Annotated in this window: 16 protein-coding genes; 14 read left to right on the top strand and 2 right to left on the bottom strand. The window is 50.4% G+C overall.

Going from position 1 to position 17,224, the window contains the following annotated elements:
* The first annotated feature begins 97 nt into the window (after nucleotides 1–97).
* The 7 genes from A1WG_RS02930 (at nucleotide 98) to ves (ending at nucleotide 7,717) form a co-directional block, all read left to right on the top strand.
* Nucleotides 98–1,318 (top strand): succinylornithine/acetylornithine transaminase, encoded by a 1,221-nt coding sequence (locus A1WG_RS02930; RefSeq protein ID WP_001516296.1) that lies wholly within the window; start codon nucleotides 98–100, stop codon nucleotides 1,316–1,318.
* On the top strand, nucleotides 1,315–2,349 hold the full coding sequence (gene astA, locus A1WG_RS02925; RefSeq protein ID WP_000989393.1) for an arginine N-succinyltransferase: 1,035 nt from the start codon (nucleotides 1,315–1,317) through the stop codon (nucleotides 2,347–2,349). The genes A1WG_RS02930 and astA overlap by 4 nt, the downstream gene beginning before the upstream one ends.
* Nucleotides 2,346–3,824 (top strand): succinylglutamate-semialdehyde dehydrogenase, encoded by a 1,479-nt coding sequence (astD, locus tag A1WG_RS02920; RefSeq protein WP_001516297.1) that lies wholly within the window; start codon nucleotides 2,346–2,348, stop codon nucleotides 3,822–3,824. The genes astA and astD overlap by 4 nt, the downstream gene beginning before the upstream one ends.
* Nucleotides 3,821–5,164 (top strand): N-succinylarginine dihydrolase, encoded by a 1,344-nt coding sequence (astB, locus tag A1WG_RS02915; protein WP_001516298.1) that lies wholly within the window; start codon nucleotides 3,821–3,823, stop codon nucleotides 5,162–5,164. Before astD ends, astB begins: the two co-directional genes overlap by 4 nt.
* Nucleotides 5,157–6,125, top strand: coding sequence for a succinylglutamate desuccinylase (gene astE / locus A1WG_RS02910; RefSeq protein ID WP_001516299.1), 969 nt, complete (start codon nucleotides 5,157–5,159; stop codon nucleotides 6,123–6,125). The genes astB and astE overlap by 8 nt, the downstream gene beginning before the upstream one ends.
* Before the next feature lie 328 nt (nucleotides 6,126–6,453).
* Nucleotides 6,454–6,939 carry an ATP-independent periplasmic protein-refolding chaperone Spy gene (gene spy, locus A1WG_RS02905; RefSeq protein WP_001228965.1) on the top strand — a complete coding sequence of 162 codons (486 nt, stop codon included), beginning with the start codon at nucleotides 6,454–6,456 and terminating at the stop codon, nucleotides 6,937–6,939.
* Between the two features lie 202 nt (nucleotides 6,940–7,141).
* Nucleotides 7,142–7,717 (top strand): environmental stress-induced protein Ves, encoded by a 576-nt coding sequence (gene ves, locus A1WG_RS02900; protein ID WP_001516300.1) that lies wholly within the window; start codon nucleotides 7,142–7,144, stop codon nucleotides 7,715–7,717.
* A 59-nt stretch (nucleotides 7,718–7,776) separates the two neighbouring features.
* Here the strand turns inward: ves and nadE are convergent, their stop codons facing one another.
* Complete coding sequence (gene nadE, locus A1WG_RS02895) at nucleotides 7,777–8,604, bottom strand: ammonia-dependent NAD(+) synthetase (RefSeq protein WP_001516301.1); 828 nt, start codon at nucleotides 8,602–8,604, stop codon at nucleotides 7,777–7,779.
* A gap of 199 nt (nucleotides 8,605–8,803) precedes the next feature.
* On the opposite strand from nadE, the gene osmE reads away from it, so the two are divergent.
* From osmE to chbG, 7 genes are all read left to right on the top strand, one after another.
* Nucleotides 8,804–9,142: an osmotically-inducible lipoprotein OsmE gene (osmE, locus tag A1WG_RS02890; protein ID WP_001039038.1), complete on the top strand. Its 339-nt coding sequence runs from the start codon at nucleotides 8,804–8,806 to the stop codon at nucleotides 9,140–9,142.
* Nucleotides 9,143–9,442: 300 nt separating this feature from the next.
* A complete protein-coding gene (chbB, locus tag A1WG_RS02885) occupies nucleotides 9,443–9,763 on the top strand; it encodes a PTS N,N'-diacetylchitobiose transporter subunit IIB (protein ID WP_000412169.1) in 321 nt (106 codons plus the stop codon).
* Nucleotides 9,764–9,843: 80 nt separating this feature from the next.
* Nucleotides 9,844–11,202: a PTS N,N'-diacetylchitobiose transporter subunit IIC gene (gene chbC, locus A1WG_RS02880; protein ID WP_001516302.1), complete on the top strand. Its 1,359-nt coding sequence runs from the start codon at nucleotides 9,844–9,846 to the stop codon at nucleotides 11,200–11,202.
* Between the two features lie 51 nt (nucleotides 11,203–11,253).
* Complete coding sequence (gene chbA, locus A1WG_RS02875) at nucleotides 11,254–11,604, top strand: PTS N,N'-diacetylchitobiose transporter subunit IIA (protein ID WP_001516303.1); 351 nt, start codon at nucleotides 11,254–11,256, stop codon at nucleotides 11,602–11,604.
* Nucleotides 11,605–11,611: 7 nt separating this feature from the next.
* Nucleotides 11,612–12,454 carry a transcriptional regulator ChbR gene (gene chbR, locus A1WG_RS02870; protein WP_077633348.1) on the top strand — a complete coding sequence of 281 codons (843 nt, stop codon included), beginning with the start codon at nucleotides 11,612–11,614 and terminating at the stop codon, nucleotides 12,452–12,454.
* Nucleotides 12,455–12,573: 119 nt separating this feature from the next.
* On the top strand, nucleotides 12,574–13,926 hold the full coding sequence (gene celF, locus A1WG_RS02865) for a 6-phospho-beta-glucosidase (RefSeq protein WP_001516305.1): 1,353 nt from the start codon (nucleotides 12,574–12,576) through the stop codon (nucleotides 13,924–13,926).
* Nucleotides 13,927–13,938: 12 nt separating this feature from the next.
* Complete coding sequence (gene chbG, locus A1WG_RS02860; RefSeq protein WP_000440424.1) at nucleotides 13,939–14,697, top strand: chitin disaccharide deacetylase; 759 nt, start codon at nucleotides 13,939–13,941, stop codon at nucleotides 14,695–14,697.
* A gap of 141 nt (nucleotides 14,698–14,838) precedes the next feature.
* Here the strand turns inward: chbG and katE are convergent, their stop codons facing one another.
* Nucleotides 14,839–17,100, bottom strand: coding sequence for a catalase HPII (gene katE / locus A1WG_RS02855; protein ID WP_001516306.1), 2,262 nt, complete (start codon nucleotides 17,098–17,100; stop codon nucleotides 14,839–14,841).
* Nucleotides 17,101–17,224: the final 124 nt, after the last annotated feature.

The raw sequence follows: 17,224 nt of genomic DNA on the forward strand, positions 1-17,224 counted from the left end.
ACCCCTGGCTGGCACGAACCCTGCAATCTACATTTACAGCGAAAACATTACTTATAATTAACATATAAATAACTATTTGTTTACTGTAGGGGTCGCTATGTCTCAGTCAATTACGCGTGAAAACTTTGATGAATGGATGATACCTGTTTACTCTCCGGCACCGTTTATTCCGGTACGCGGTGAAGGTTCGCACTTGTGGGATCAGCAGGGGAAAGAGTATATCGATTTCGCGGGGGGCATTGCAGTGAACGCGCTGGGCCATGCGCATCCGGAATTGCGCGAGGCGCTAAACGAGCAAGCGAGTAAGTTCTGGCATACCGGTAACGGCTATACCAACGAACCAGTGCTGCGACTGGCGAAAAAACTTATCGACGCGACGTTTGCCGATCGCGTGTTCTTTTGTAACTCCGGTGCGGAGGCCAACGAAGCAGCGTTGAAACTGGCGCGCAAATTCGCCCATGACCGCTACGGCAGCCATAAGAGCGGCATCGTGGCGTTTAACAATGCGTTCCACGGGCGCACGCTGTTTACCGTTAGCGCAGGCGGCCAGCCAGCCTATTCTCAGGATTTTGCGCCACTGCCGCCGGACATCCGTCATGCCGCGTATAACGATCTCAATTCTGCCAGTGCGCTGATTGACGACGCCACCTGCGCGGTAATTGTCGAGCCAGTGCAGGGTGAAGGCGGCGTGGTGCCAGCCAGCAAAGCGTTTTTACAGGGGCTGCGAGAATTGTGTGACCGCCACAATGCATTGCTGATTTTTGATGAGGTACAAACCGGCGTCGGGCGTACCGGTGAACTGTATGCCTATATGCACTACGACGTAACCCCCGATCTGCTGACCACCGCCAAAGCGCTGGGCGGCGGTTTCCCCGTTGGTGCGCTGCTGGCAACGGAGGAGTGCGCCAGCGTGATGACCGTTGGCACCCACGGCACCACCTATGGCGGTAATCCGCTGGCATCAGCAGTGGCGGGCAAAGTGCTGGATCTTATCAATACGCCGGAAATGCGTAATGGCGTCAAACAGCGCCACGACGGGTTTGTTGAGCGGCTTAACGCTATTAATCATCGCTGCGGTTTGTTCAGTGAAATTCGTGGCCTGGGTCTGCTGATTGGCTGTGTTCTGAATGCCGACTACGCCGGACAAGCGAAACAGATTTCTCAGGAAGCGGCAAAAGCAGGCGTGATGGTGTTGATTGCGGGCGGCAGCGTGGTGCGTTTTGCTCCGGCGCTGAATGTCAGCGAAGAAGATATGGCTACCGGGCTGGATCGCTTTGCGCTGGCCTGTGAACGCGTTGTTAGCCGAGGTTCATCATGATGGTCATCCGTCCTGTTGAGCGCAGCGATGTCGCGGCGTTAATGCAACTTGCCAGTAAAACGGGCGGCGGTTTAACGTCGCTTCCTGCCAATGAAGCCACACTTTTGGCGCGTATCGATAGAGCCATCAAAACATGGCAAGGCGAATTACCCAAAAGTGAGCAGGGTTATGTGTTCGTGCTGGAAGAGAGTGAAACAGGTACGGTGGCGGGCATTTGCGCCATTGAGGTGGCTGTTGGGCTAAACGATCCCTGGTACAACTATCGCGTCGGCACGCTGGTTCATGCTTCGAAAGAGCTGAATGTTTATAACGCGCTACCGACGCTTTTTCTCAGTAATGATCACACCGGAAGTAGCGAATTGTGCACGCTGTTTCTCGATCCGGACTGGCGCAAAGAGGGCAACGGCTATTTGTTGTCGAAATCTCGCTTCATGTTTATGGCAGCCTTTCGCGACAAGTTTAACGACAAAGTGGTTGCCGAAATGCGTGGGGTGATTGACGAACACGGCTATTCGCCGTTCTGGCAAAGCCTCGGTAAACGCTTCTTTTCGATGGATTTTAGCCGAGCCGATTTTCTCTGCGGTACTGGTCAAAAGGCATTTATTGCTGAGTTGATGCCAAAACATCCGATCTATACGGACTTTTTATCCCAGGAAGCGCAAGACGTTATCGGTCAGGTACATCCGCAAACGGCACCCGCGCGGGCGGTGCTGGAAAAAGAGGGCTTTCGCTACCGCAACTATATCGACATTTTCGACGGTGGGCCGACGCTGGAGTGTGACATCGACCGCGTTCGCGCCATTCGCAAAAGCCGGCTGGTGGAAGTGGCAGAAGGGCAACCCGCACAGGGCGATTTTCCGGCCTGTCTGGTCGCCAATGAAAATTATCATCATTTCCGCGTGGTGCTGGTGCGTAGCGATCCGGCTACCGAGCGTTTGATTTTAACCGCCGCACAACTGGACGCTCTCAAGTGTCATGCCGGGGATCACGTTCGTCTGGTACGCCTGTGCGCAGAGGAGAAAACAGTATGACTTTATGGATCAACGGCGACTGGGTGACGGGCCTGGGTGCGCTGCGCGTGAAGCGTAATCCGGTATCTGGCGACGTTTTATGGCAAGGCAATGATGCCGATGCTGCTCAGGTGGCGCTGGCATGTCGTGCTGCTCGCGCAGCGTTTCCGCGTTGGGCGCGGCTCTCCTTTGGCGATCGTCAGGTAAGAGTTGAACGATTTGCCGGACTGCTGGAAAGCAATAAAGCTGAATTAACGACGATTATTGCCAGAGAAACGGGTAAGCCGCGTTGGGAGGCGGCAACCGAAGTGACGGCGATGATTAATAAAATTGCTATTTCAATCAAGGCATATCACGTGCGCACGGGTGATCAGCGCAGTGAAATGCCAGATGGGGCGGCAAGCTTACGCCATCGCCCACACGGCGTGCTGGCGGTGTTTGGTCCGTACAATTTTCCTGGGCATTTACCTAACGGGCATATTGTTCCGGCGTTGCTGGCAGGCAACACAATTATCTTTAAACCCAGTGAGCTGACACCGTGGAGCAGCGAAGCGGTAATGCGCTTATGGCAGCAGGCTGGATTGCCGCCAGGGGTGCTGAATCTGGTGCAGGGTGGGCGCGAAACCGGTCAGGCGCTGAGTGCGCTGGAAGATCTCGATGGTTTGCTGTTTACCGGTAGCGCCAACACTGGCTACCAGTTGCATCGTCAGCTTTCCGGTCAGCCAGAAAAAATCCTCGCCCTCGAAATGGGCGGCAATAACCCGCTGATTATTGATGAAGTGGCGGATATCGACGCCGCAGTGCATCTGACTATCCAGTCGGCATTTGTTACTGCCGGACAACGCTGCACCTGCGCCCGTCGTATATTGTTGAAAAGTGGAGCGCAGGGCGATGCGTTTCTTGCTCGCCTGGTTGCCGTCAGCCAGCGATTAACACCGGGCAACTGGGATGACGAACCACAGCCGTTTATCGGCGGGCTGATTTCTGAACAGGCCGCGCAGCATGTTGTTACCGCCTGGCAGGAGCTGGAAAACATGGGCGGACGGACGTTGCTTACGCCACGCTTACTGCAACCAGGTACTTCACTGCTTTCACCTGGAATCATTGACATGACGGGCATTTCTGGCGTGCCGGATGAAGAAGTGTTCGGGCCGTTACTGCGTGTCTGGCGTTATGACACCTTCGATGAGGCGATTAAGATGGCGAACAACACTCGCTTTGGCCTCTCTTGTGGGCTGGTTTCACCAGTGCGGGAAAAATTCGAACAACTGTTACTGGAGGCACGAGCGGGGATCGTTAACTGGAACAAACCGCTGACCGGTGCGGCCAGTACTGCACCATTTGGTGGCGTAGGCGCTTCCGGCAATCATCGCCCCAGTGCATGGTATGCCGCTGATTATTGTGCCTGGCCGATGGCAAGCCTGGAATCGGACTCGTTAACGCTGCCCACTACGCTTAACCCCGGGCTGGATTTTTCCGATGAGGTGGTGCCATGAACGCCCGGGAAGTTAATTTCGACGGGCTGGTGGGGCTGACGCATCATTACGCTGGCCTGTCGTTTGGTAATGAAGCTTCTACCCGCCACCGTTTTCAGGTATCTAACCCGCGACTGGCGGCAAAACAGGGCTTGCTGAAAATGAAAGCCCTTGCCGATGCGGGATTCCCGCAGGCGGTGATCCCGCCTCACGAGCGCCCGTTTATTCCGGTTTTGCGTCAACTGGGATTCAGCGGCAGCGATGAGCGAGTGCTGGAAAAGGTTGCTCGTCAGGCGCCGCACTGGCTTTCCAGTGTCAGTTCCGCTTCGCCAATGTGGGTCGCGAATGCGGCGACGGTGGCACCTTCTGCCGACACGCTGGATGGCAAAGTGCACCTGACGGTTGCCAATCTGAACAACAAATTTCACCGTTCGCTGGAAGCACCGACCACCGAATTGCTGTTAAAAGCCATTTTTATTGATGAAGAGAAATTCACCGTGCATTCGGCACTGCCTCAAGTGGCGCTGCTCGGTGATGAAGGGGCGGCAAACCACAATCGGCTCAGTGGTAACTATGGTGATCCGGGTATACAGGTTTTCGTCTATGGCCGGGAAGAGGGCACTGGCACGCGACCTTCCCGTTATCCGGCGCGGCAAACCCGCGAAGCCAGCGAGGCGGTAGCAAGGCTGAATCAGGTTAATCCACAACAGGTAATTTTCGCTCAACAAAACCCGGAAGTTATCGATCAGGGGGTTTTTCATAATGATGTGATTGCCGTGAGCAACCGCCAGGTGCTGTTTTGCCATCAGCAGGCATTCGCCCGTCAGGCGCAATTACTGGCAAATCTGTGTGCGCGGGTGAGCGGCTTTATGGCAATAGAAGTTCCGTCGGCACAGGTTTCCGTAGCGGATGCTGTCTCGACCTATCTGTTTAACAGCCAGTTGTTGAGCCGTGATGACGGTTCGATGGTGTTGGTGCTGCCGCAGGAGTGTCGGGAACATGCCGGGGTATGGTGTTATCTCAATGAATTACTTGTTGCCGATAACCCGATCAGTGAACTGAAAGTTTTTGATTTACGCGAAAGTATGGCAAACGGTGGCGGCCCTGCGTGCCTGCGTTTGCGCGTGGTGCTGACGGCAGAAGAACGTCAGGCGGTGAATCCGGCGGTGATGATGAACGAGACACAGTTTAATGCGCTCAATGACTGGGTGGATCGTTACTACCGCGATCGTCTTACCGCTGCCGATCTTGCCGATCCGCAATTGCTGCGCGAAGGAAGGGAAGCTCTGGATGCACTGACTCGTTTGCTGAATCTCGGTTCGGTTTACCCGTTCCAACGGGAGGGGAGTGGCAATGGATAATTTTCTTGCCCTGACGTTAACGGGTAAAAAGCCAGCCGTAACAGCGAGAGAAAGCAACGGTGTCCACTGGCGCTGGCTGGGTGACGGGCTGCTGGAACTGACGCCAGTCACCCCACCGCAAGGTGCGCTGGTGATATCAGCGGGGATCCACGGTAATGAAACGGCACCTGTTGAGATGCTGGAGGCGTTGCTTGGGGCAATTTATCACGGTGAGATTCAGTTGCGCTGGCGGCTGCTGGCGATCCTCGGAAATCCTCCTGCCCTGAAGCAAGGTAAGCGTTATTGTCATAGCGATATGAATCGAATGTTTGGCGGACGCTGGCAGCTATTTGCCGAAAGCGGCGAAACCTGTCGCGCCCGCGAACTGGAACAGAGTCTGGAAGATTTTTATCAACAGGGTAAAGAGTCCGTTCGTTGGCACCTTGATTTGCATACCGCAATTCGTGGTTCATACCATCCGCGTTTTGGTGTTTTACCGCAACGTGATATTCCCTGGGATGAGAAGTTTCTGACGTGGCTGGGCGCAGCGGGGCTGGAGGCACTGGTGTTTCACCAGACGCCTGGCGGCACGTTTACCCATTTTAGCGCCGAACATTTTGGCACCCAGGCGTGTACGCTGGAACTTGGCAAAGCGTTGCCGTTTGGGCAAAACGATCTTTGCCAGTTTGCGCCAACGTCCAGCGCGATTGCCGCGCTGTTATCCGGGATGAGCGTCGGTTTTGATAAAAAGCCGCCATTACGTTACCGGGTGGTTTCGCAAATTACCCGCCACTCCACTGATTTTGAACTGCATATGGCGAGCGAGACATTGAACTTCACGGCGTTTAAGAAGGGGACGTTGTTAGCGCAGGATGGCGAAGAACGCTTTACGGTGACTCATGATGTTGAATATGTGTTATTCCCTAATCCATTGGTGGCGCTGGGATTGCGTGCAGGGTTAATGCTGGAGCAAATAATCTGATGCTTACCTGCAGAAATCATCTGCGGGTATTTACTGGGTTTTTAATGAAATAATACGGATTAATCCTGGTTATTTGCTTTAATTATCACCAGCTATCAGGTATAGTTCTTCATAATTCCTGCAAAATCAGCGTGTTGTAATATTTATTCATCACTCTCCATCAAATTTTCTTTTTTTCTCCATAATTGGCGCAAAAGTGTTTTTTACACTTTCATTGATTTACCGTTGCTCTGATTAATTGACGCTAAAGTCAGTAAAGTTAATCTCGTCAACACGGCACGTTACTTAAGAAAGCCGTAATAAATAACTGAAAGGAAGGATATTGAATATGCGTAAATTAACTGCACTGTTTGTTGCCTCTACCCTGGCTTTTGGCGCGGCTAACCTGGCCCATGCCGCTGATACCACTACCGCAGCACCGGCTGACGCCAAGCCGATGATGCACCATAAAGGTAAATTTGGTCCACATCACGACATGATGTTTAAAGACCTGAACCTGACCGACGCGCAGAAACAGCAGATCCGCGAAATCATGAAAGGTCAGCGTGATCAGATGAAACGTCCGCCGCTGGAAGAACGCCGCGCAATGCATGACATTATTGCCAGCGATACCTTCGACAAAGCAAAAGCTGAAGCGCAGATCGCAAAAATGGAAGAGCAGCGCAAAGCTAACATGCTGGCGCACCTGGAAACCCAGAACAAGATTTACAACATCCTGACGCCGGAGCAGAAAAAGCAATTTAATGCCAATTTTGAGAAGCGTCTGACAGAACGCCCTGCGGCAAAGGGTAAAATGCCTGCAACTGCTGAATAATCTTTCAGCCTGACAACTTAAGACCGCCGGTCTTGTCCACTACCTTGCTGTAATGCGGTGGACAGGATCGGCGGTTTTCTTTTCTGCTGCTCAACTTTTGCAAAAAAAGCCTAATCACCACTAAGGTAAATCACCCGAGTTGCCGATAACAATCCCCGGTTGCCTGAACGATAACAATGAAAAGAGCATGCCGGGAGCGAGTATGGAATACTTTGATATGCGTAAAATGTCGGTGAACCTGTGGCGAAACGCTGCCGGTGAAACTCGCGAAATCTGTAGCTTTCCCCCGGCAAAACGTGATTTTTACTGGCGCGCCAGCATTGCTTCCATTGCCGCAAATGGTGAGTTTTCTTTGTTTCCGGGCATGGAAAGGAGTGTGACGCTGTTGGAAGGTGGCGAGATGCTCCTTGAAAGCGCAGGCCATTTTAGCCATACCTTAAAACCGTTACAGCCTTTTGCCTTCGCGGCGGACCAGGTGGTAAAAGCAAAACTGACCGAAGGGCAGATGTCGTTGGATTTCAACATTATGACGCGCCTTGATGCCTGTAAGGCGAAAGTCAGAATTGCCGATCGCACGTTCACCACTTTTGGCTCACGTGGTGGGGTGGTGTTTGTTATTAGCGGAGCGTGGCAACTGGGCGACAAGCTGTTGACTACCGACCAGGGCGCATGCTGGTACGATGGCAGGCACACCCTGCGGCTTTTACAACCGCAAGGCAAACTGCTGTTCAGTGAAATTAGCTGGCTTGCAGGCTATTCACCGGATCAAGTTCAGTGATTCATTATTAGAATGCTGCGCCCGATAACACTGGTGATATCTGACACAGCATGTCTGCGTTATTTTTTCCAGAAATCATCAAAAACGGTAATGGGCGGGCGGCGTTTATGCTCGGTTTTCAGATACCAATTCTCAATGGTTCTGGCGACCTGTTCCGGTACGGTTTTCCCTTCCAGATAGTCATCAATGTTGTCATAAGTGACGCCAAGCGCGACTTCATCCGGCAGTGACGGACGATCATCTTCCAGATCGGCGGTTGGTGCTTTCTTATAGAGATGCTCCGGGCAACCTAACGCTGCCAGTAATTGTTTACCCTGACGCTTGTTCAAACGGTATAGCGGGTTAATGTCAGTGCCTCCGTCACCGTATTTAGTGAAGAATCCGGTAATGGCTTCTGCCGCATGATCGGTGCCCACCACGACGCCGTGGGTCATGCCTGCAATGCTGTATTGTGCTTTCATCCGCTCACGTGCTTTTTCATTGCCACGAACGAAATCACTTAATTCAATACCCGCTTCGCGCAGTGCCTGTTCGCTGGCCAATACCGCGCCCTTGATATTAACGGTTAATACGCGATCCGGTTGAATAAAGGCAATGGCATCCTGACAATCCTGTTCATCGGCCTGAACACCGTAGGGCAGGCGTACTGCAATAAATTGCAGTGCCTCGTTGCCCGTTTCCTGACGAAGTTCGTTAATCGCCATCTGACACAGTTTCCCGGCAAGCGTGGAGTCCTGACCGCCACTAATACCAAGTATCAGTGATTTAATGAACGGATAGGTTTGCAGATAGCTTTTCAGAAAATCGATACTGCGGCGAATTTCCTCTTCGGCATTAATCTGCGGTTTTGCGCCCAGCGCCTTTATTATTTGTTGTTGCAATGTCATTGAACCCCTCCAGACAAAAAATAAAACTTCCTTAAAGCTAACCCGTTGCTACAGAAACGACAAGCGACAGCAAGTTGAATGGCGGTTAAAACGTCATACAGGAATCCTCTGAAAGCGGAGCCGTTTCGTTCACGGGCTTGAAAAAGCCCCCGATGTATTCCAGGCTTATCTAACACGCTGATAAACAAGAGGACGAAATATGAACAAGAATATGGCAGGAATTCTGGGTGCAGCGGCGGTATTAACCATGCTGGCAGGTTGTACGGCGTATGATCGTACCAAAGACCAGTTTGTACAGCCTGTGGTGAAAGACGTCAAAAAAGGCATGAGCCGGGCGCAGGTTGCACAAATTGCGGGTAAACCTTCGTCTGAAGTGAGCATGATCCATGCTCGTGGTACTTGCCAGACCTATATCCTGGGTCAACGTGATGGTAAAGCAGAAACCTATTTTGTCGCGTTAGATGATACCGGACATGTCATCAACTCCGGCTATCAGACCTGTGCCGAATACGACACCGATCCACAAGCAGCGAAGTAATTTCTTCGCCAGAAAGCTTGAGTTACAACAGAAACCGGCCATTGCGCCGGTTTTTTTTTGACCCTTGTTCTTATTTATTGTCGCGAATTATTTAACTGAAATGTGAAGAAGGTCATAACGGCAGGTCAAGGAGAGACAATTTATGAGGTCAAGGAAATACTATCGTTCAGGTCAATACCGTATACTCTTTTCAGCCACCAAAAAAAGTCATGTTGGTTTCGCAAGTTACCCAGAGCATGGAAGCAGGTTAAGACTTGCGGAGTGTCTGGCTGACAGATAGTCGTTGATGAGGGCAGTTTTATGGAAAAGAAACACATTTATCTGTTTTGTTCTGCGGGCATGTCTACCTCTTTACTGGTATCAAAAATGCGCGCTCAGGCAGAAAAATATGAAGTTCCGGTCATTATTGAAGCATTTCCGGAAACACTGGCTGGTGAAAAAGGTCAGAATGCCGATGTCGTGTTATTGGGGCCGCAGATTGCTTATATGTTGCCCGAAATCCAGCGTTTGTTACCCAACAAACCGGTTGAAGTAATTGACTCACTGTTATATGGCAAAGTCGATGGTTTAGGCGTGCTTAAGGCTGCAGTTGCAGCAATTAAAAAAGCCGCAGCAAATTAATTTTTAAATTTTCCGTCAAAGAGTTATTTCATAAATCTATACCGCAATATTTTAATTGCGGTTTTTAAGGGTATTTTTCTATGAGTAATGTTATTGCATCGCTTGAAAAGGTACTCCTCCCTTTTGCAGTCAAAATAGGAAAGCAGCCACACGTTAATGCAATCAAAAACGGCTTTATTCGCTTAATGCCGTTAACCCTCGCAGGGGCCATGTTTGTATTAATCAATAACGTTTTTCTGAGCTTTGGGGAGGGGTCGTTTTTTTACTCGTTAGGTATTCGCCTTGATGCCTCAACTATTGAAACACTCAATGGGCTGAAGGGTATTGGCGGCAACGTTTATAACGGAACGTTAGGGATTATGTCTTTAATGACACCGTTCTTTATCGGCATGGCGCTGGCAGAAGAGCGTAAAGTCGATGCACTGGCGGCAGGATTGTTATCCGTTGCGGCATTTATGACCGTCACTCCTTATAGCGTCGGTGAAGCCTATGCGGTCGGCGCAAACTGGTTAGGCGGCGCGAATATTATCTCCGGGATTATTATCGGCCTGGTGGTAGCAGAAATGTTTACCTTTATTGTCCGCCGCAACTGGGTCATTAAATTACCCGACAGCGTACCGACATCGGTATCGCGTTCTTTCTCTGCATTAATTCCCGGCTTTATTATTCTTTCCATGATGGGGATTATTGCCTGGGCGCTGACTACCTGGGGCACTAACTTCCACCAGATTATTATGGATACCATTTCGACGCCGCTGGCATCGTTGGGTAGCGTGGTTGGCTGGGCCTATGTGATCTTTGTTCCGCTGCTCTGGTTCTTCGGTATTCATGGCGCGCTGGCGTTGACCGCCCTGGACAACGGCATTATGACGCCGTGGGCGCTGGAAAACATCGCCACCTACCAGCAATATGGTTCCGTCGAAGCGGCGCTGGCAGCCGGTAAGACTTTCCATATCTGGGCCAAGCCGATGCTGGACTCCTTTATTTTCCTCGGCGGCAGCGGCGCGACCCTGGGGCTTATCCTGGCCATTTTTATCGCTTCTCGTCGTGCTGACTATCGTCAGGTGGCAAAACTGGCACTGCCGTCAGGCATCTTCCAGATTAACGAACCGATTCTGTTTGGTCTGCCGATTATCATGAATCCGGTAATGTTTATCCCGTTCGTGCTGGTGCAACCAATTCTGGCGGCAATTACCCTGGCGACGTACTACATGGGCATTATCCCGCCGGTGACCAACATTGCGCCGTGGACCATGCCAACCGGTCTGGGAGCCTTCTTTAATACTAACGGTAGCGTCGCCGCATTGCTGGTCGCACTCTTCAACCTTGGTATCGCAACGCTGATTTATCTGCCATTTGTTGTGGTGGCGAACAAAGCGCAGAACGTGATTGATAAAGAAGAGAGTGAAGAAGATATTGCTAACGCCCTGAAATTTTAATCGACACCGGCGCGGGCAACTCGTGCCGGTAAGAATAGAGAGGAACGATGTATGATGGATCTCGAAAACATTCCTGACACGCAAACCGAAGCCGAAGAACTGGAAGAAGTGGTGATGGGGCTTATCATCAACTCCGGACAGGCACGTAGTCTGGCGTATGCCGCGCTGAAGCAGGCGAAGCAGGGCGATTTTGCAGCCGCCAGAACGATGATGGATCAATCGCGGATGGCCTTGAATGAAGCGCATCTGGTACAGACGAAGCTGATTGAAGGCGATCAGGGCGAAGGAAAGATGAAAGTTAGCCTGGTGCTGGTCCACGCGCAGGATCATTTAATGACTTCAATGCTCGCGCGTGAACTGATTAGTGAATTAATTGAGCTTCATGAAAAACTGAAAGCATAAGGAGTCAATGATGCAGCCAGTGATTAACGCGCCGGAAATTGCCACTGCCCGTGAGCAGCAATTATTTAATGGCAAAAATTTCCATGTGTTTATCTACAATAAAACCGAAAGTATTACTGGGTTGCATCAGCATGACTATTATGAATTTACCCTGGTTTTAACCGGTCGTTATTTCCAGGAGATTAACGGCAAGCGTGTGTTGCTGGAACGGGGCGATTTTGTTTTTATTCCGTTAGGATCACACCATCAAAGTTTTTATGCGTTTGGTGCCACGCGCATATTGAACGTTGGGATCAGTAAACATTTTTTTGAACAGCATTATTTACCGTTGTTACCTTATTGCTTTGTTGCTTCACAGGTTTACCGCACTAATAATGCTTTTCTCACTTATGTGGAAACGGTAATTTCTTCATTGAATTTCAGTGAAACCGGGCTGGAAGAATTTGTTGAGATAGTCACTTTTTATGTCATTAACCGTTTACGCCATTACCGCGAAGAACAGGTGATTGATGATGTGCCACAGTGGCTAAAAAATACGGTTGAAAAGATGCATGATAAAGTGCAGTTCAGTGAAAATGCGTTGGAAAACATGGTGACGTTATCGGCTAAATCGCAGGAGTATTTGACGCGTGCGACTCAGCGATACTATGGCAAAACGTCGATGCAGATTATTAATGAAATCCGCATTAACTTTGCCAAAAAACAACTGGAAATGACCAACTATTCTGTGACGGATATTGCATTTGAAGCTGGTTATAGTAGCCCAAGTCTGTTCATTAAAACGTTTAAGAAACTAACGTCTTTTACGCCAAATAGCTATCGTAAGAAATTGACTGAATTTAATCAGTAGCTGTTATCGCTGATCATTAAATTTACATGCGTGCCTTGTTTATCCTGGGGAAACCGGGATATTCCTGACACAGAGGCAGGCATGAAGAATATCAGTATTTCCTGATGAAGGGAGAAATTATGAACCAGAAATTAAAAATCGTCACTATTGGTGGCGGGAGTAGTTATACCCCGGAGTTACTGGAAGGGTTTATTAAGCGTTATCACGAATTGCCGGTTACTGAATTATGGCTGGTGGATGTCGAAGGTGGTAAAGCGAAACTGGATATTATTTTTGAACTCTGTCAGCGCATGATTGATAACGCTGGCGTACCGATAAAGCTTTATAAAACGCTTGATCGTCGTGAGGCGCTGAAAGGGGCTGATTTTGTCACTACCCAACTGCGCGTAGGTCAATTACCGGCACGTGAACTGGATGAACGCATTCCGTTAAGTCATGGCTATCTTGGCCAGGAAACCAACGGTGCGGGAGGCCTGTTTAAAGGTCTGCGCACCATTCCGGTGATTTTCGATATTGTGAACGATGTTGAAGAACTATGTCCGAATGCGTGGGTTATCAACTTTACTAACCCGGCGGGAATGGTCACTGAAGCGGTTTATCGTCACACTGGATTTAAACGCTTTATCGGCGTGTGTAATATTCCTGTGGGTATGAAAATGTTTATCAGCGATGTTTTAGCGTTGAATGAGAGCGATGATTTATCTATCGATCTGTTCGGCCTGAACCATATGGTGTTTATTAAGGATGTGCTGGTAAATGGCAAATCGCGCTTTGCCGAATTGCTCGACGGCGTGGCATCCGGGCAGTTAAAAGCGTCTGGCGTAAAAAACATTTTCGATCTGCCGTTTAGCGAAGGCTTAATTCGTTCGCTGAATCTGTTGCCATGTTCTTATCTGCTTTATTACTTCAAGCAAAAAGAGATGCTGGCGATTGAAATGGGTGAATACTACAAAGGCGGTGCGCGTGCGCAGATAGTGCAGAAAGTCGAGAAACAACTCTTTGATCTGTATAAAAACCCGGAGCTGAAAGTTAAACCGAAAGAGCTGGAGCAGCGCGGTGGGGCTTATTACTCAGACGCGGCGTGCGAGGTGATTAACGCTATCTACAACGACAAGCAAACGGAACATTACATTAATATCCCGCATCATGGGCATATTGATAATATTCCGCCTGACTGGGCGGTAGAAATGACCTGTACGCTGGGTCGCAATGGCGCGACGCCACATCCGCGAATTACCCATTTTGATGACAAAGTCATGGGGCTGATCCACACCATTAAAGGCTTTGAAATTGCCGCCAGCAACGCAGCACTTAGCGGTGAATTTAACGATGTGTTACTGGCGCTAAACCTTAGCCCGTTGGTGCATTCCGATCATGACGCAGAGTTGCTGGCACGTGAGATGATTCTGGCGCACGAGAAGTGGCTACCAAACTTTGCTGACTGTATTGTAGATCTCAAAAAAGCACATTAACCGGGGCTGATTATGGAACGCTTACTGATTGTTAATGCAGATGATTTTGGCTTAAGTAAAGGTCAGAACTACGGCATTATCGAGGCCTGTCGCAACGGGATTGTCACGTCGACGACGGCGCTGGTAAATGGTGAAGCCATCGACCATGCGGTGCAGTTGAGTCGTGATGAGCCGAGCCTGGCCGTCGGGATGCATTTTGTCCTCACCCTGGGCAAGCCGCTAACTGCAATGCCCGGTTTAACCCGCGAAGGCGTGTTGGGGAAATGGATCTGGCAACTGGCAAAAGAAGATGCTTTACCACTGGAGGAAATTGCTCAGGAACTTGCCAGCCAGTATCTGCGTTTCATTGAGCTGTTTGGGCGCAAACCTACCCATCTTGATAGTCATCATCATGTGCATATGTTTCCGCAGATTTTCCCGATTGTGGCCAGGTTTGCCGCTGAAGAGGGGATTGCGTTGCGCATCGATCGTCAGCCAGTATTTAACGATAGTGATTTACCGGCTAAATTGCGCAGTTCGCAGGGCTTCAGTAGCGCATTCTATGGTGAAGAGATCAGCGAGTCCCTGTTCCTGCAAGCGGTGGATGATTCCAGTCATCGCGGTGAGCGCTCGCTGGAAGTGATGTGCCATCCGGCGTTTATTGATAATACGATTCGCCAGAGTGCTTACTGTTTTCCACGGTTAACGGAGCTGGAAGTGTTGACATCAGCATCGTTGAAGTATGCCATTGCCGAGCGAGGTTATCGGTTGGGTAGTTATCTTGATGTGTAGGTAATGTTGTTTTGCCGGATGTAGCGTAAATACCTTATCCGGCCAGCAAAGTGTCGCAATTTCAATATATTATGAATTATTACGCTAGACCTGATAAGCGCAGCGCATCAGGCAAAGGCGGCGCAACTGCGCCGCCTATATTCAGGCAGGGATTTTGTCAATCTTAGGGATACGTGACCAGACGCGGTGCGCCGCTATCAGAGTCAGTAACTCATTCATAAAATTGCCGTCAGCTCTGTCGGCTTCAACAATCCCTTCTTCACCCTGGTCATCGACCTTGATTGTTGCCTTGAACTTGCGTGCATCTCCCGTCAGGGCTATCGGTTTAAGGTGTTTATAGGCTTCCATCAGGTAGTAGTTTGCGTCGCCGTTGTCTGCGATATCCGCGATATTGCCGCATGGGACAATAACCGCATCAACCGTCAGTGAGGGGGCTCCAGCAAAGGTAGCGGCTATTGGCAATACTGTACCGTCATCTGCTGTCACTTCTCCCATCCGTGAATAAAGCAGTTTGGCATGAACGCCTTTAGCTTTCAGTGCCTTGAGCATTTCCAGAAGGTCTGCCGATCTCACCTCATCATTAAGCAAAATCGCGACCACACGGCCTTTCACATCCCCATCCGGAATGGCATACAGACTTAACGCAGGATCTTTTTTCAGCCCGTTCACGTCCGGTGGTGGCGTAATGTTCAGTTGGTCGTCTGTCAGTGCGATACCGAGATTTTTTGCTACCGCTTGCGCCAGGTTGAGATCGATATGCGCTAGCTGGTCAACAACGCGCTCACGAATATATGGGCGTACAACTTTACTCAACTCAAAGCTGAAAGCATCGATAATATGGCGCTGTTCGAATGGTGTCTGGCTTAACCAGAACAGGCGCGGATGGGAATAATATTCGCCAAACGATGGGCTACGCTCGCGCACCTTATTGCCTTCTACGCGCTCCTGATAGGATTCAAAACCTCCGCGTTTCGGCCCCGGCGGTGTTTCTCGCGGCCAGTTATCGTTGATCGAATTCGGTTCGTAGTTTGCTGGGTTAGTGTCGATTCCCATCCGATGCATGCCGTCACGCTGGTAATTGTGGTACGGGCAGGTGGGGCGGTTAATTGGAATTTCATGGAAATTCGGCCCGCCAAGACGGCTGATTTGTGTGTCGGTGTAGGAGAACAAACGCCCCTGCAACAGCGGATCGTTGGTGAAATCCAGACCGGGGACAATGTGTCCAGGATGGAAAGCCACTTGTTCATTTTCGGCAAAAAAGTTATCCGGGTTACGATTGAGCACCATTTTACCGATGCGCTGAACGGGGACTAACTCTTCCGGGATAAGTTTTGTTGGGTCAAGCAGGTCGAAGTCGAATTTGAATTCATCCTCTTCCGCAATCAACTGGAAGCCAAGTTCATATTCCGGGAAGTCGCCCGCTTCAATCGCTTCCCACAGTTCGCGACGGTGGAAGTCCGGGTCTCGCCCCGTCAGTTTCTGCGCCTCATCCCATACCAGCGAGGCTTTACCTGCCAGTGGTTTCCAGTGGAAACGCACAAAGGTTGCTTTACCTTCGGCGTTAATCAGGCGGAAGGTGTGAATGCCGAAGCCTTCCATTGTGCGATAACTGCGGGGGAGCCCACGGTCTGACATCGCCCACATTACGTTATGCAGGGTTTCAGGTTGCAGGGAAACATAATCCCAGAAAGTGTCGTGGGCGCTGCCTCCCTGTGGGATCGCCCAGTGCGGCTCCGGTTTTACCGCATGAACAAAATCGGGGAATTTGTGTGCATCCTGAATAAAGAAGATCGGCGTGTTGTTGCCAACGAGATCAAAAATACCTTCTTCGGTATAGAACTTGGTGGCGAAACCACGGATATCACGCACGGTATCTGCCGAGCCAGCGCCTCCCTGAACGGTAGAGAAGCGCACAAATACCGGAGTGATTTTGTTCGGATCAGACAGAAAATCGGCTTTGGTGATGTCGCTCAAGTTTTTATACGGCTGGAAATAGCCGTGAGCAGCAGAACCGCGTGCGTGAACAATACGCTCCGGGATGCGTTCGTGGTCAAAGTGAGTGATTTTCTCACGCAGAATAAAATCTTCCAGCAGCGTAGGCCCACGGCTACCGGCACGCAGGGAGTTTTGATCGTCGGCTATGCGTACGCCCTGATTGGTGGTCAGTGCATAATTCTCGCTACCTTTACGCACATCTTCCAGGGAATTTATTTTTTCATTACGCGTATCCGGCGCTTTCAGGCTACCTGGCGCAGTAGGTTGCGCACCAGGCGGGGTCGGTTCAGCCGCTGGACGATGAGAGCCGTCCTCAGGTGCCAGTGAGTCCATCCCGGGTTTCGCTTCGCTCGAATCGTGCAGGGGGGACTGGTGCTGATGTGGGTTCTTTTCGTTATGTTGCGACATTGAACTCGTCTCCTTATTTCATTGCTGAAAGGGCCGCTGTTTTGGTCAAAAAACCTTCTAACTATAGACCACCAGGGGGATCTCGCTCTGGAAGTGGTGCCAGAGAAGGTTTTTGGGAATGTAC

Source organism: Escherichia sp. KTE96 (assembly GCF_000408525.1).
In the GTDB taxonomy this organism is placed as follows: Bacteria; Pseudomonadota; Gammaproteobacteria; order Enterobacterales; family Enterobacteriaceae; genus Escherichia; species Escherichia marmotae.

What these genes read in the sequence shown, in the direction of transcription:
- chbC (WP_001516302.1), top strand. Translation starts at nt 9,844, where the DNA reads ATGAGTAATGTTATTGCATCGCTTGAAAAGGTACTCCTCCCTTTTGCA.
- katE (WP_001516306.1), bottom strand. Translation starts at nt 17,100, where the DNA reads ATGTCGCAACATAACGAAAAGAACCCACATCAGCACCAGTCCCCCCTG.
- astB (WP_001516298.1), top strand. Translation starts at nt 3,821, where the DNA reads ATGAACGCCCGGGAAGTTAATTTCGACGGGCTGGTGGGGCTGACGCAT.
- celF (WP_001516305.1), top strand. Translation starts at nt 12,574, where the DNA reads ATGAACCAGAAATTAAAAATCGTCACTATTGGTGGCGGGAGTAGTTAT.
- chbR (WP_077633348.1), top strand. Translation starts at nt 11,612, where the DNA reads ATGATGCAGCCAGTGATTAACGCGCCGGAAATTGCCACTGCCCGTGAG.
- ves (WP_001516300.1), top strand. Translation starts at nt 7,142, where the DNA reads ATGGAATACTTTGATATGCGTAAAATGTCGGTGAACCTGTGGCGAAAC.
- chbA (WP_001516303.1), top strand. Translation starts at nt 11,254, where the DNA reads ATGATGGATCTCGAAAACATTCCTGACACGCAAACCGAAGCCGAAGAA.
- astA (WP_000989393.1), top strand. Translation starts at nt 1,315, where the DNA reads ATGATGGTCATCCGTCCTGTTGAGCGCAGCGATGTCGCGGCGTTAATG.
- astD (WP_001516297.1), top strand. Translation starts at nt 2,346, where the DNA reads ATGACTTTATGGATCAACGGCGACTGGGTGACGGGCCTGGGTGCGCTG.
- chbB (WP_000412169.1), top strand. Translation starts at nt 9,443, where the DNA reads ATGGAAAAGAAACACATTTATCTGTTTTGTTCTGCGGGCATGTCTACC.
- A1WG_RS02930 (WP_001516296.1), top strand. Translation starts at nt 98, where the DNA reads ATGTCTCAGTCAATTACGCGTGAAAACTTTGATGAATGGATGATACCT.
- osmE (WP_001039038.1), top strand. Translation starts at nt 8,804, where the DNA reads ATGAACAAGAATATGGCAGGAATTCTGGGTGCAGCGGCGGTATTAACC.
- spy (WP_001228965.1), top strand. Translation starts at nt 6,454, where the DNA reads ATGCGTAAATTAACTGCACTGTTTGTTGCCTCTACCCTGGCTTTTGGC.
- astE (WP_001516299.1), top strand. Translation starts at nt 5,157, where the DNA reads ATGGATAATTTTCTTGCCCTGACGTTAACGGGTAAAAAGCCAGCCGTA.
- chbG (WP_000440424.1), top strand. Translation starts at nt 13,939, where the DNA reads ATGGAACGCTTACTGATTGTTAATGCAGATGATTTTGGCTTAAGTAAA.
- nadE (WP_001516301.1), bottom strand. Translation starts at nt 8,604, where the DNA reads ATGACATTGCAACAACAAATAATAAAGGCGCTGGGCGCAAAACCGCAG.